At 50.8% G+C, this 13,340-nt stretch carries 13 protein-coding genes and 1 pseudogene; all 14 read left to right on the forward strand.

Annotated features, from left to right (window positions below; all coding sequences use genetic code 11):
• Positions 1 to 4: 4 nt before the first annotated feature.
• Complete coding sequence (locus tag ACLTD4_RS12665; protein WP_412331341.1) at positions 5 to 985, forward strand: ADP-ribosylglycohydrolase family protein; 981 nt, start codon at positions 5 to 7, stop codon at positions 983 to 985.
• Between the two features lie 60 nt (positions 986 to 1,045).
• A complete protein-coding gene (locus ACLTD4_RS12670; RefSeq protein WP_412331342.1) occupies positions 1,046 to 1,969 on the forward strand; it encodes a hypothetical protein in 924 nt (307 codons plus the stop codon).
• Between the two features lie 33 nt (positions 1,970 to 2,002).
• Positions 2,003 to 3,037 carry a carbohydrate kinase family protein gene (locus ACLTD4_RS12675; RefSeq protein ID WP_117634379.1) on the forward strand — a complete coding sequence of 345 codons (1,035 nt, stop codon included), beginning with the start codon at positions 2,003 to 2,005 and terminating at the stop codon, positions 3,035 to 3,037.
• Positions 3,027 to 3,929, forward strand: a complete 903-nt coding sequence (locus ACLTD4_RS12680) for a nucleoside phosphorylase (RefSeq protein WP_117634378.1) — start codon at positions 3,027 to 3,029, stop codon at positions 3,927 to 3,929. The genes ACLTD4_RS12675 and ACLTD4_RS12680 overlap by 11 nt, the downstream gene beginning before the upstream one ends.
• Before the next feature lies 1 nt (position 3,930).
• Complete coding sequence (locus ACLTD4_RS12685; RefSeq protein ID WP_117634376.1) at positions 3,931 to 5,073, forward strand: SIS domain-containing protein; 1,143 nt, start codon at positions 3,931 to 3,933, stop codon at positions 5,071 to 5,073.
• Between the two features lie 14 nt (positions 5,074 to 5,087).
• Complete coding sequence (locus ACLTD4_RS12690) at positions 5,088 to 5,495, forward strand: secondary thiamine-phosphate synthase enzyme YjbQ (protein ID WP_055657627.1); 408 nt, start codon at positions 5,088 to 5,090, stop codon at positions 5,493 to 5,495.
• A 63-nt stretch (positions 5,496 to 5,558) separates the two neighbouring features.
• Positions 5,559 to 6,512 carry a nucleoside hydrolase gene (locus ACLTD4_RS12695; protein ID WP_117634427.1) on the forward strand — a complete coding sequence of 318 codons (954 nt, stop codon included), beginning with the start codon at positions 5,559 to 5,561 and terminating at the stop codon, positions 6,510 to 6,512.
• Between the two features lie 15 nt (positions 6,513 to 6,527).
• On the forward strand, positions 6,528 to 7,649 hold the full coding sequence (locus ACLTD4_RS12700) for a nucleoside 2-deoxyribosyltransferase (RefSeq protein WP_117634374.1): 1,122 nt from the start codon (positions 6,528 to 6,530) through the stop codon (positions 7,647 to 7,649).
• Between the two features lie 105 nt (positions 7,650 to 7,754).
• Positions 7,755 to 8,630 (forward strand): ribokinase, encoded by an 876-nt coding sequence (locus tag ACLTD4_RS12705; RefSeq protein ID WP_117634372.1) that lies wholly within the window; start codon positions 7,755 to 7,757, stop codon positions 8,628 to 8,630.
• Positions 8,631 to 8,917: 287 nt separating this feature from the next.
• Positions 8,918 to 10,210: an ectonucleotide pyrophosphatase/phosphodiesterase gene (locus tag ACLTD4_RS12710; protein ID WP_055657619.1), complete on the forward strand. Its 1,293-nt coding sequence runs from the start codon at positions 8,918 to 8,920 to the stop codon at positions 10,208 to 10,210.
• A gap of 39 nt (positions 10,211 to 10,249) precedes the next feature.
• Complete coding sequence (locus ACLTD4_RS12715) at positions 10,250 to 11,296, forward strand: ABC transporter ATP-binding protein (RefSeq protein WP_055657617.1); 1,047 nt, start codon at positions 10,250 to 10,252, stop codon at positions 11,294 to 11,296.
• A 5-nt stretch (positions 11,297 to 11,301) separates the two neighbouring features.
• Complete coding sequence (locus tag ACLTD4_RS12720) at positions 11,302 to 12,192, forward strand: carbohydrate ABC transporter permease (protein ID WP_055657614.1); 891 nt, start codon at positions 11,302 to 11,304, stop codon at positions 12,190 to 12,192.
• 4 nt (positions 12,193 to 12,196) lie between these two features.
• Positions 12,197 to 13,045 carry a carbohydrate ABC transporter permease gene (locus ACLTD4_RS12725; protein ID WP_117634370.1) on the forward strand — a complete coding sequence of 283 codons (849 nt, stop codon included), beginning with the start codon at positions 12,197 to 12,199 and terminating at the stop codon, positions 13,043 to 13,045.
• A 26-nt stretch (positions 13,046 to 13,071) separates the two neighbouring features.
• Positions 13,072 to 13,340 (forward strand): annotated as a pseudogene (locus ACLTD4_RS12730) (sugar ABC transporter substrate-binding protein); the annotation flags it as partial.

A 13,340-nucleotide genomic window follows, 5' to 3' on the forward strand; every position in this document is an offset into this window, starting at 1 on the left:
AGGCGTGAGTGTATTAAAATATAGAGAACAGATTTATGCGGGCGTGCTGGGGAAGATTATTGGTGTCTATTTAGGCCGTCCTGTGGAAGGCTGGAGTTACGATAAGATTAGGGAAACCTTTGATGAGGTGAAATACTATGTTCATGAGAAGGTGGGAGTTCCGTTAATTGTGGCGGATGACGACATATCCGGAACGTTCGCATTTTTCAGGGCTTTGGAGGACAATGGATATGACAGGGAACTGCCGGCGAAGGCGTTTGGGGACACGTGGCTGAACTATATCATCGAAAACCGGACGATTCTATGGTGGGGCGGCCTGGGACGGTCAACCGAGCACACGGCTTATTTGAATCTGAAGAACGGCATGGATGCGCCGGAGAGCGGAGCGGTCAGGACCAATGGAACCACGCTGGCGGAGCAGATCGGAGCACAGATTTTCATCGATGCGATCGCCATGGCCTGCCCCGATGATCCGGAGCTGGCGGTAAGTTTGGTGAGAAAAGCGGCCAGCGTCAGCCATGACGGCATTGCAGTTGAGGCGGCCTGCCATTTAGCGGCGCTGGAAGCGATGGCGTTTACGGAAAAAGACGTGAATGTGCTTCTGGACCGGGCGGGGGCCTATGTGCAGAATCGGGTTTTAAAGGATATGATTGGTGATGTCCGGGATATCTGCGGCAGAGAATCTGACTGGAGAAAGGTCCGTGACTACCTGGATCCGAAATACGGCTATGAAGTATTTCCAGGCTGCTGCCATATGATTCCCAACCACGCCATGGTGATCGCGGCCATTCTGCTGGGCGGAGACGATTTCCAGAAATCCATCTCCATCGCCTCCTCGGCTGCCTGGGATACGGACTGCAACGCGGGCAATGTGGGCGCGTTCAACGGAATCAGGCTGGGGCTTGATGGAATCAATGCGGGAGCGGACTTCCGGACGCCGGTGGCCGATCTGATGTATGTGGTTACCTCGGATGTTGGTTCCTGATGGAGAGAAAGGTGGGAATCGGTCGGGTGCCACCTTGTTCTTCGCCGACCACGGCAAGCAATGAAAGCATCGGAGGATGATCTCGCCGCCGTCATCGCGGACGTTTCCACCCAGACATTTATCGATTTCTCGAAGCTGGCGCAGAACTTTTCTACCGTGGCGTCTCCGACGCTTTACTCCTCTCAGAAGGTGGTGACGGAGGCGGGCTTGGCTGGTTCTCCCTGCACCGGTTCACAGGAGGCAGTGACTCTGCGTCCGTATATTCTCTATTACGATATTGAAAATCAGGTCAGAGCCATGTACGGAGATGCGGTTCTGCTGGATGAAACGAAAAAGTCATTTGAGTGGACCGTGCCGGATACGAAGGGCATGTCCATCTTTAAACTGGGATATGAGGTTGCGGGCAGGAAACGTTTCGACGGGGACGTGGTCATCTACAGCATCGACTGGAAGGGAGCGCCCACGGACTTCGCACAGAGAGGTATGCTGATGACCTCCATCTGGAATACGAATCCGCTTTGGCTGGCCGGCTTTGCCAGCTCCGCGGTTCAGTTTGCGGCAGATTTCAAACATACCTACTGTGTATCCAATGTGGAAGCAGATGGTCTGGTGACGATTGGCAGCAGGGAATGGGAAGATTATACCGTGTCATCGACAGTCTTCTACAGCCTTCATGAGGCCGGAGGCCTGGTGGTGAGGAGCAGAGGCCATAAGCGGTACTATGGAGCCGCACTCATGGATTACAGCCGCGCCGTGGTATACGTACAGAAGGACCGGGAACGGGTGATTTTGGCGGAGGTGCCATACTCCTATCAGGAGGATGTGGGATATACGCTTACCTTTGCGGCTCATCAGGAGAAGCTGGAATTCTCGGTGAACGGGGAGACGCTGATCGAGGTGGCGGATGCCACTTACTCGGGCGGCGGAGCCGGATTTACAATTTCGAAAGGAACGATGACGTGTGACAGCTTTATTGTTTCATAAGAAATCGGCTGCATTACAAATAGGAGACAGAACATGGATTATATCATAGCATCGACAGTTGTTACGGATGAGATAAGGTTTGCTGATAAAAAGACTGTGGAAAAGAAGGCGGGCGGAGCCGGGATCTATGCGCTGTGCGGAATCCGGCTCTGGTGCGACAGCGTTATGCCTGTGACGGGCGTGGGAAAAGACTATGCGGAAATGTTTGGAGAATGGTATAAGAAGAATCATATTTCCATGGATGGCCTGATCCCAAAGGACGAGAAGACGCCTTACAACGTTATCCAGTATTTTGAGGACGGAGAGCGGAGTGAGACGGCCCTGTACGGGGCGGATCATTACCGCAAGATCGAGGTGACGCCAGAAGAGCTGGAGCCATATTTTCAGACGGCAAAGGGGATCTACATTTTCAAGAATACCTCCCCGGAGTTCTGGAACGGGATTCTTCCCATGATGGAAAGCAGTTTTCAGACACGCTCTCGGGCGGCCGCCGTCATGTGGGAGATTGCCAGCGATTCCACCTGTCCGGAATGCCTGGAAGAGGTGAGACGGATCGCCGGAAATGTAGATATCTTTTCGATTAATTTAACGGAGGCCCGGAATTTATTCGGTACAGAGTCTTTGGACGAGATAATTGGGAAATTCAGGAGCTGGATGGACAGTTCCACTCAAGCTGTACAGCGGAATATGGAGAGTTCCCCTCATGTAGTTGGAGAAAATGTGAGCGGTCCCACTCCTTTTGCCGGACAGAATCATCTGAAGCTGATTTTTCTGCGCAGAGGTTCTAAGGGGGCGGTGATGATTACGCCGGAAGAGGTGGTATACGTGCCCACGGTGGATCACGTAAATGTGGTGGATCCCACAGGCGGCGGCAACAGTTCATCAGGCGCGGTGCTTTACGGGTGGAGCAGCGGCCATACCCCGGAGGAGTGCGGCCTGATGGGAAGTATATCGGCCGCCATGTGCCTGGAACAGTACGGCGTTCCGGACGAGATTGGAATGGAGAAGCGGGAGGCCGCGCAGAGACTTTTAGCAGCAATGAAAGGAAATAACCCAAATGAAGAGTGAGGAAATCAGAAAGAAACCGTCCATCAGACGGATACATGAGCAGTATGAATACTATAAAAATGTGCCGGAGCGCGGGCTTATGATCAAAGGACGTCCGGCACTTACCCAGATTGACCACGAAAAGGTGGGGGATTTTGTCCTGATTACGGTGAGGGATCCCCTGTGCGCCTATGATGTGGACCCGGCGAAGAAGATTGCGGACAGACTGGAGAATGCGGAGCTGATCGGCAATTCCGGGATGTTTACCTCTTATACGGGAACGTATAAAGGGGCGAAAATCACCGTGGTCAGCGGCGGCAGCGGATCGCCGGAAATGGAACTGATTTTATATGATTTTATGGAATATACGGACGCGGGAACGTTTCTGCGGGTCGGCGGTTCGGGCGGAATCGGCGATGAGGTGAAGCCGGGAGACGTGGTGATCGCCAGCGGTGTGGTCAGGGAAGAGGCCATGACGAAAGCGTACATACCGGCAGGATATCCGGCGGTCAGCCACTATGAGGTGGTAGGCGCCATGGTAGAAGCCGCCAAAACGCTGGGAGCGCCATACCATGTGGGAGTGACCCTGTCCGTGGACAGTGATTTTGTGGGCGGAGGCAGACCGGGTGTCGGCGGATACTTACAGCCGTGGAATATTGAAATAGCCGGAATCTACAACCGGGCCGGCGTGCTGAACGGCGACCGGGAATCTGCGGCGATCGTGACGCTGTCCGCGCTGTTTGGACGCAGGGGCGGTTCCATCTGTTCCGTTGCGGATAATCTTTGCACCGGAGAGAAGTTTGAAGCAGGCGGCGGCCATGAGTTTGCGATTGATATCGCACTGGAGGGCTGTGCGGTCTTAAACCGGTTAGATCAGGAAAAGAACGAGAAAAAGGCAGAGGAGAAGCAGTGATATGAGTGAAATGTTAACGAAAGAGTATGACAACCCCATGTGCAGACAGGCGATGAGCCTCCCGGAGCTGATCCGGAGCCAGTATGAGGACCTGGAAGTAAAGACCAGGAAAGTCCTTTCTTTTCAGGAAATATTTAATATTCAGCGTGTGGTGCTGACGGGATGCGGTGATTCCTATGCGGCCTGTATGGCGACAAAGCATGTGTTTGAGATGCTGACAGGTATTCAGGCTGAGGTGGTGACAGCCATCGATTTCGGACGGTATTACAGTGAACGCCACATGGGCGTGGACTGCCAGAATCCCCTCGTAATCGCGGTCAGCAATTCAGGCCGGGTTGCCCGGATCTCGGAGGCGGTACAGCGTGCGAAATTCCATGACTGTTTCGTCCTTGGGATCACAGGAAATTTGACTTCCCCACTGGCCCAGAATTCGGATAAGGTGCTGAAGCTGGATATTCCGCCCTTTGAGAGCGCGCCGGGAACGAGAAGCTATATGGTCAGCGTGATGGCGCTCCTTCTGCTGGCTGTCCGTATCGGAGAGGTGCGGGGCATGTACACCATGGATCAGGCCATGGACTACCGCTATGATATGAAAAATCAGGGAGATTTGCTGGAAGCGCTTCTGCCGCAGATGGCGGAAACGTGTGCGAAGATGGCGGAAGAATGGAAGGATTTCCCCTGCTTTGACTTTGTAGGAGCGGGCTTCGACTACGCTGCGGCATGGTTTGGCCAGGCGAAGATGCTGGAGGCCACAGGGAAATATTCCATGCATATTAACTCGGAGGAATGGTTCCATCTGAACTGTTTCGCTAAGGATCCGGAACACATCGGCACCGTGGTGGTGTCCAATACCACGAATCCGGGACTCAGCAGGACAAAGGACGTAATTCGTTACGGAAAGAAGCTGGGACGGCCGATGTTAGTCATCACCGATGAAGATGGAGCGGAAGGCGTATCCTGTGTAACCGTGCCGTCTCCCAAATATCCGGTCAATATGCCGGTGACCCAGTTCGTCCCGATGTCTCTTCTCGCCGGTTACCTCTCCGCCATGTTGGGAGAGCAGTATGGGCGCGGATGTGAAGGACCATGGAGCTTCTGCGAAAATGGCTTCTGTGTCCAGAATAATGAGATCGTTTTGAAATAGCGGAGGATGGAAAAATGCTGAAAAACTTTAAAATAAAGACGAAATACAATGAGGTTTACGATATCACGGAACACGTAAAGAAGGCGGTGGAGGAAAGCGGAGTAAAAGAGGGCACCTGCCTCGTTTATAATCCTCATTCCACAGCGGGTCTGGCGGTATTTTCTCCATGGGACCCGGACGGGTTCCTGGATCTGGACGAGGAGATCCGCAGGCTGGTGCCGACCCGGATCGATTTCAAACACCAGCACGACACCCCGCAGGATGCGGCGGGCCATGTAAAGTCGGCGCTTCTCGGCATTTCCGGGAATTTTATCGTGCATGAGGGAAAGCTGCTGGTCGGCGGTTCCCAGGGCATCTATTTCCTGGAATTCGACGGACCGAGAAACCGGGAATTCTTTGTGAAGATTCAGGCGGATGCGTAGAAACGCTCCCAGAACTGGAAGAAGCTCGCAGGAGCACTCAGATTGAGAAAAGAGGAGAATAAAATGGATAAAAAGAAAATAATCCTGGACTGTGATCCGGGAATGGACGACTCCATGGCCATTATTATGGCTTGTAAATCAGACGCCTTGGAGGTAAAGGCGATTACAGCGGTAAATGGAAACTACCGCGTCGATGTAACCAGCAAAAATGCGCTGAAGGTGCTGGAGTTGATCGGAAGAACGGATATCCCGGTTGGTAAGGGAATGCCGGAGCCGATGGTGAGAAAGTGCCCGAAGGACCCGTTTACCCATGGGAAGGACGGTCAGGCGGAAAATAACCTTCCCGATCCGGTGACGCCGCTGAGCGATAAGAACGCGGTGGAATTGATCATAGATACGGTAAAGGCAAATCCGGGAGAAATTTACATCCTCTGCACCGGCCCCATGAGCAATGTGGCCATGGCCATGAAAAAGGCGCCTGAGATCAAAGAGATGATCGCCGGGATCTATGCGATATCCGGAGCGTTCGGTCTGAACCGTTACGCGTATACCAATGCTACAGGTGATACGCCGCAGAGCGAATGGAATGTGTATGTGGACCCGGAGGCGGCCGATATTGTATACAATTCCGGTGTGAAGCTGGTGGCGCTGGGCCTCGATGTGGCGACTCATTTCGATGTGAATTTGACGGATGAAGATATCCGCATGCTGGAGGAGAGCGACAAGCCGGAGGCAAAGTTTTTCTTACAGGCCGTTCATTTTGTAAATGAAAGAGGCTTTGAGGCGTACTGTGCGGTAATCGACTGTATGGCGGTCGGATACGCCATCGATGCTACCCTGGTAAACACCATTTCCGGGCATGTGGGTATTGAGACGAAGAGTGATTTGACGCTGGGAATGACGGTTCTGGACCGGAGACACCATTTCGTATGGGAATCGCTGCCGGTTGTGGAAATCGGAGAGAGCGCCGATTACGAAAGATTCTTAAAGCTTCTCATGAAGCTTGTGCTGGTTTAAGCGGGAGGTTTGCGTATGTTTGAAAAAGAAAAGATCTATATAGCGGGACCCGAGTGTTTCTATAAGGGCGGCCCGGACATTTTAAATGCAATGAGACGGAGGGCGGAGAGTCTTGGCTTCGGCGTTACGCTTCCCAACGAGCATCCGCTGGATATGGGAAATCCGGATCTTCAGAAGCGGGCAGACAGCATTTTTGAGGATCTGAAAATGATCATGAAGGAGACTACGGTCATCATCGCCGACTTGGAGGCTTACCGCGGCTCCGAAGCGGATAGCGGAACAATCTATGAGATCGGAATGGCGTATGCGGATGGATTAAAATGCTACGGCTACACGAGAGATAAACGCCCGCTGGCATGGAAGGATCAGAAGTATGTGATGAAGGAAGGCATTGTTTACGATGAAAATGGGAAAAAAGCGCCTTACAAGGAGCTGCCATTTTCACCGGCCGTGGTAGGTTCGACGAAGATCGTGGAAGGCGATTTCGATGACTGTCTTGCCATGCTGATGACGGATTTAGAGGAGGAGTGGAAGGCAGAGGGAAGAACGGGCGGTATGGCTGCAGCGCGGGACGGAAAAGCGTTTGGGGAGGCGAATGAGGCACATGATCCGGCCGATGCTCCGGCGAGGCCGAGAGTCTACTTATCCGATGTGATCCGGTATGAAGAGGATGCGGAGGAGGTTTACGGGCGCCTTAAGGAGCTTTGCGCTTCTTACGGTCTGGAGGCCGTCACTCCCTGCGACTGGGCGGAAGGATTTCCGGAGACGAAAGGCTTCAACCCCTATGTGAGAGCGGCGGCCCTGACGGAGAATTACTGCCGGCTGGTGAGAAGCTGTGATGCAGTAATTGCCGATCTGAGTGATTACCGCGGCTATGAGTGCTCCAACGATGTGGGATTCGAATGCGGTATGGGGTTTGAGATGGGGAAAAAGCTGTACGCCTACATGAAGGACGCAAGACCGTGCATTGAGAAAATCCCACATCTGGGCGAGGCCGCAGAGTTCCGCGATATGACAGGCAGCAATGTGGAGAATTTCAATTATCCGGCCAATTTAATGTTCGGAAGCTCCATGAAGATTTATGAGGGAAGCTTTGAACAGGTGATTGAGAGGGTGGCGAAGGAACTGAACGGGTGAAATTATGGGAGAAACTGGTAAGGAGTTTTCCGGGAACCTTTCCCAAATGCAGTGTTCCGTGTATACTAAATATAGTTGATAAAACAGGAAAGGAAGTTTCAGAACATGGCTCGGATTTTAAATTATGGATCGCTGAATATTGATCACGTGTACTCGGTTCCTCACATTGTCAGGCCGGGGGAAACCATTTCCGCCGTGGGATTTAAGGATTTCCCGGGCGGAAAAGGCCTAAACCAGTCGGTGGCGATGGCGAGAGCAGGAGCCATGGTTTTTCACGCCGGTAAGATTGGAAATGACGGCGAATTCTTAAAAAAGATTCTGGTGGCTGACGGTGTGGACTGTACATGGCTGAAAAACAGCGGGGGTCCCAACGGGAGCGCCATCATACAGAAGGATGCAGACGGCCAGAATGCGATCATCTGTTACGCCGGAAGCAACGGAGAGATCAGTCCGGCGGAGATCGACGAGGTCCTGGCCCATTTCCGGGAAGGGGACATTCTCGTATCCCAGAATGAGATCAGCAATGTTCCATATCTGATTGAAATGGCGGGAAAACGGGGGATGCGGATCGCCTTTAATCCCTCGCCGATCGATGATACCGTACTGCGCATGGACTTGTCTAAAGTTTCCTGGCTCATTATCAATGAGACGGAGGGTTATGGCCTGACCGGAGAAGAGGAACCGGAAAAGATAGTGAAAAATCTGATTACCCGGTACCCCGGGATGGCTGTAATTCTGACACTGGGAGAAGATGGCTCCATGTACTGCCAGGGGGACGTGATCCTGCGGCAGGAAGCCTACTGCTACGGGGTGAAGGATACGACTGCGGCCGGCGATACGTTTTTGGGGTATTTTCTGGGGACGTATGAACTGGAAGGTGATGTGAAGGCAGCACTGGATATGGCCGCCCGTGCGGCCGGGATCGCGGTGTCGAGAGAAGGCGCGGTGCCGTCGATTCCGGGGGTGGAGGAAGTCAGGTAGAGATAACGGCGGGAGGAATTACCCTTTCTCCTGCCTGTTACGACAGTTTCAAGCGGTGGTATTTGATAAAATGTTTGTGATAAATGTTGTGAAAAAATTTTTGAAAAAGCTATTGAAATATGAAAGCAAATTCGTTATAATATAAATGTATTAAAGATAATACATTAGAACAAGAGAGGACAAAAAACGAAAGCTAAGACGAAATACAGGAGCACTTCAAAATTTTTTACCATCAAATGTATTAAAGGTAATACATTAACAACTATAGCTAAAAGGAGAGGAAAGCTTTGGCAAAGAAAATGGTAATAGTATCTGTGGATGCATTGGTTGGCGAAGATTTAAAACTTGCTTCCACACTTCCGGGATTTAAGAAAATTATGGATGGCGGAGCGAGAGTGGAGCAGGTCATGAGTGTCTATCCGACACTGACCTATCCTATCCATGTAGTTCAGATGACAGGAAGAAATATGATGAATCATGGAATTTACAACAATGAGCGTGTCATGCCGGGGCGTCTTTCGCCGGACTGGTTCTGGCAGATCTGGGACTGTAAGGTACCGACCATATTTGACGCAGCTCACCGGAAAGGACTGACAACTCATGCCGTGATGTGGCCGGTGACGGCACAGGCGGATATTGACTGGCTTCTGCCGGAAGTATGGGATTTACAGAAATGGGAGGATCCTGCAATTATATATAAGAAGAACTGTTCTCCGCAGCTGTTTGACAAGTATTTTGAAAAACACCGGTTTAAACTCGGCTGGCATCCGAAGCCGGAGTTGGATGAATTTGGAGTATCGGTTGCAGAAGAGGTGATTCGGAATGAAAAGCCTGATTTAGCCATGATTCATGTATCGGCAGTTGATATTGCACGCCATGGTAACGGTATGTTTGGACCAGCCATCGACGATGCGATCCGGAAAGTGGACAGCTGGCTCTGCAGATTGGAGCAGGCGGTTTCAGAAAGCGGCAGGTTTGACGAAACCAATTTTATCATTGTTAGTGACCATGGACATTTAAAGGTGGATAAGCAGGTGAATTTAAATGTACTTTTTAAAGAGGAGGGACTGATTCAGACAGACGATCACGGTGAGCTTGTAAGTTATCAGGCGTACTGCCATTCTTCCGGGCTTTCAGCCCAGATTCTGCTGGCAGATGCGGCCGATACAGAGGTTCGTAAAAAAGTGGAGGCCATTTTGGAATATGCAAAAGACACAGAAGCATTTGGGATTAAGGCGATTTATACGAGGCGCGAAGCCGAGGAAAAATTCCAGCTGTCAGGTCCCTTTGAGTATGTGGTTGAGGGCGTGGGCGGCGTTGCATTTGCAGCAAAATGGGATGGAAGGGTCGTGATCAACGAGGAAGATTCTGATTACGATTACGTGAAGACCTCTCATGGACATCGGCCTCACTTGGGCCCGCAGCCGGTCATGCTGGCGAAAGGCCCGGATTTTAAGAAGAACGTCACAATCCGGGAGTGTAGTATTCTGGATGAAGTGCCGACATTTGCAGCAGTTCTGGGAGTGGAGATGGAAGGTCTGGAAGGCAGATGTTTGCATGAATTGTTAGTACGCCCTTGATACGGTATACTAACCTGGCCGAGAGGAGGGGGACTTTAAGTGGCTGAGATTATACTAAAGGATATCTGTAAAAGCTTTGGGGAGACCAAGGTAGTGAAACACGTGGATCTGACGATCGAGGATGGGGCATTTTCGGTAATTGTAGGGCCTTCCGGTTGCGGGAAGTCTACAATTCTCCGGATGATTGCCGGGCTGGAACAGCCGACCTCAGGAGAAATATGGATTTCGGGGAAATGTGTTAATTATGTTCCGCCGGGAAAACGGGATATCGCCATGGTTTTCCAGAATTATGCGATCTATCCGACAATGAGCGTGAGAGATAATATTGAATTTGGACTTAAGAACCGAAGGGTTCCGAAAGAAGAACGCGACACCCTGATCGGGGATGTCAGCGAAATTGTGGGGCTGACAGAATACCTGGGCAGAAAGCCGAGCGAGCTCTCAGGCGGTCAGCGCCAGAGGGTTGCCCTGGCAAGGGCCATGGTGAAGAAGCCCAGTGTATTCCTCATGGATGAACCACTATCCAACTTAGACGCGAAACTGCGAGGTCAGATGAGAAGCGAGCTGATTCAGCTTCATGACAGACTGGGAACGACTTTTATCTACGTGACTCATGACCAGGTAGAGGCGATGAGCATGGGAAATAAAATTGTTATTATGAATCAGGGAGAGATCATGCAGGTGGGAAAGCCGATGACAGTATACCATTGCCCTGAAAATATATTCTCCGCTCAGTTTATCGGAACCCCGCCCATGAATATACTGGCGGCAGAGAGGCTTCATGATGCGGTATGCTGTCCGCCGGGCTGCCGGTATGTAGGCTTCCGGCCGGAGCGGATCAGCCTTGACAGGGAATGCAGCGAGGCTCTGGTCCTTCCGGCTGTCGTACAGACGAGAGAGCTTCTGGGAGCGGAAGCGGTCTATACCTTTGAATCAGAGGCGGGAAAGATTCAGATGAAGAATTATTCAGATTATTTACCCGAGCCGGGAGAAAAGGTGAATCTGATAATAGAGCGAAAACATCTCTTTTTCTTTGATGACAGCGGAAAAACGTTTGGTATGGACTGCGGGAAAAGAGAGGTGTAGAGAATATGAGAAATAAGAAACAGACCTCATTCCGTGATGGGATCCGGCCTTACATAATGGTTCTGCCGTCGATTGCAGTTTTTCTGTGCTGTTATATTTATCCCATTTTCTACATGATTTACTTAAGCCTTTTTAAATGGGATTTCATAAGTCCAACCAAGGATTTTGTCGGCCTGAAGAACTTTATCACCCTGTTTTCCAAGGCGGAATTCCGCCAGGTGCTGTCCAATACGCTGATCTATACGTTCTGTTCCGTTGGAATAGCGATCGCACTTGCACTTGTGCTGGCGGTTTGGTTAAACCATCCGGGAAAAATGTTCGCATTTGTACAGGGAGCGATTTTCAGCCCCCACATTATTTCTCTCGTATCCGTGTCCTTTATCTGGATGTGGATGATGGAACCGTCCTACGGACTGTTAAACTGGCTGCTGGGGCTGCTTGGTATCAAACCCTCCATGTGGCTGCAGCGTCCGGACACGGCGCTGATGTCGCTGGTGCTGGTATCTGTCTGGAAGCTGATCGGATACGATACACTGATTTTGATATCTGCCCTGCAGAGTATTCCGAAGTCGATTTACGAAGCAGCGCTTCTCGATAAAGCGCCCGGAATCGTCACCTTTTTTAAGATCATTCTTCCAATGATTTCGCCTAACCTGTTCTTTTTGGTGGTAATGAATACCCTGACCTCATTTCAGGCGTTTGAGACCGTGTCCATCATGACAGAGGGCGGGCCTATGAATTCCACCAATACACTGGTTTACTATATCTACCAGAATGGCTTCCGCTTTTATAAAATGGGATACGCCTCTGCGGCAGGAGTGGTGCTGCTGGTGCTGGTCGGAATTATGACGATTATTTATTTTAATTTACTGGGAAGAAAAGTACATTACCAATAGGGGGGTGAAACGATTGCAACTGACATACCGACTGAAAAAAATAGTATTGACGGCCGTACAGTATATCGGATTTGCCATACTGCTGGTGCTGTTTATTATTCCATTTGTCTGGATGGTATCCACGTCAGTCAAGTCCATCGGGGAAACGCTGACAAATCCGCCAATTTTTATTCCGTCTGATTTTCATTTTGAGAACTATGTAAAGGCGTGGAAATCGGGGCCGTTTCTGCATTTCTTTTTAAACAGTGCCATTATCACATTTTCCAGCATGATCCTGCAGCTGCTGTTTGTTGTTCCGGCCGCTTATGCATTTGCCCGGTGCAAATTCCGGGGGAAGACGATCCTGTTTGGGATTACGATGATGACGCTCATGATACCGGGACAGTTGATCTTTATGCCGCTGTTTTTGATCTTTTCCAAGATGGGACTGATCAATTCCTACGTCAGCATGATTCTTCCCTTTTCTACCAGTGCATTTGGGATATTTATGCTGCGGCAGAGTTTTATGCAGATTCCGGAAGAGCTTTTAGAGGCAGCCAGGCTGGATCAGGCCAGTGAGTGGCAGATCATCAGGCACATTATGGTTCCAATGGCGAGGCCAACCATCGTCACGCTGATGCTTCTGACGTTTATCAGCCGCTGGAACGATTATTTCTGGCCGCTTGTTATGACAACCAATGATAAGGTCCGCACGCTTTCCATCGGTGTTTCCATGCTGAAAAACACAGAAGGCGGCGCTTCCTGGAATGTTTTAATGGCAGGCAATGTGATTTTAGTTCTGCCGATTCTGATAGTCTTTGTTTGTGCCCAGCGCCAGATCATACGGGCGTTTACCTATACAGGAGAAAAGTAAACAGGAGAGAAAAGGAGAGATTTAAGATGAAGAAAACATTAGCTATGATGTCAGTTTTGCTGCTTGCCGGCACACTTTTAAGCGGATGCGGAAAGAAGGCTGTTGAAGAGACGACGGCGGTGCCTGCCGATACCCAGGGAACCACACAGGCAGAGACAGAGACAACGGCAGCTGCAGCTGCAGCCGACACTGGAGGAGAAAAGGTAAAAATCGAGTTCTGGTACGCCTGGGGAGACAAGATCGGAGAGACAAATGAGGAGCTGGCCAGACGGTTTAACGAGTCCCAGGATAAGAT

This window comes from Hungatella sp. (genome assembly GCF_046966825.1).

Coding starts and splice junctions, on each gene's coding strand:
- ACLTD4_RS12695 (WP_117634427.1), top strand. CDS start 5,559: ATGGATAAAAAGAAAATAATCCTGGACTGTGATCCGGGAATGGACGAC.
- ACLTD4_RS12675 (WP_117634379.1), top strand. CDS start 2,003: ATGGATTATATCATAGCATCGACAGTTGTTACGGATGAGATAAGGTTT.
- ACLTD4_RS12705 (WP_117634372.1), top strand. CDS start 7,755: ATGGCTCGGATTTTAAATTATGGATCGCTGAATATTGATCACGTGTAC.
- ACLTD4_RS12700 (WP_117634374.1), top strand. CDS start 6,528: ATGTTTGAAAAAGAAAAGATCTATATAGCGGGACCCGAGTGTTTCTAT.
- ACLTD4_RS12670 (WP_412331342.1), top strand. CDS start 1,046: ATGAAAGCATCGGAGGATGATCTCGCCGCCGTCATCGCGGACGTTTCC.
- ACLTD4_RS12720 (WP_055657614.1), top strand. CDS start 11,302: ATGAGAAATAAGAAACAGACCTCATTCCGTGATGGGATCCGGCCTTAC.
- ACLTD4_RS12685 (WP_117634376.1), top strand. CDS start 3,931: ATGAGTGAAATGTTAACGAAAGAGTATGACAACCCCATGTGCAGACAG.
- ACLTD4_RS12680 (WP_117634378.1), top strand. CDS start 3,027: ATGAAGAGTGAGGAAATCAGAAAGAAACCGTCCATCAGACGGATACAT.
- ACLTD4_RS12690 (WP_055657627.1), top strand. CDS start 5,088: ATGCTGAAAAACTTTAAAATAAAGACGAAATACAATGAGGTTTACGAT.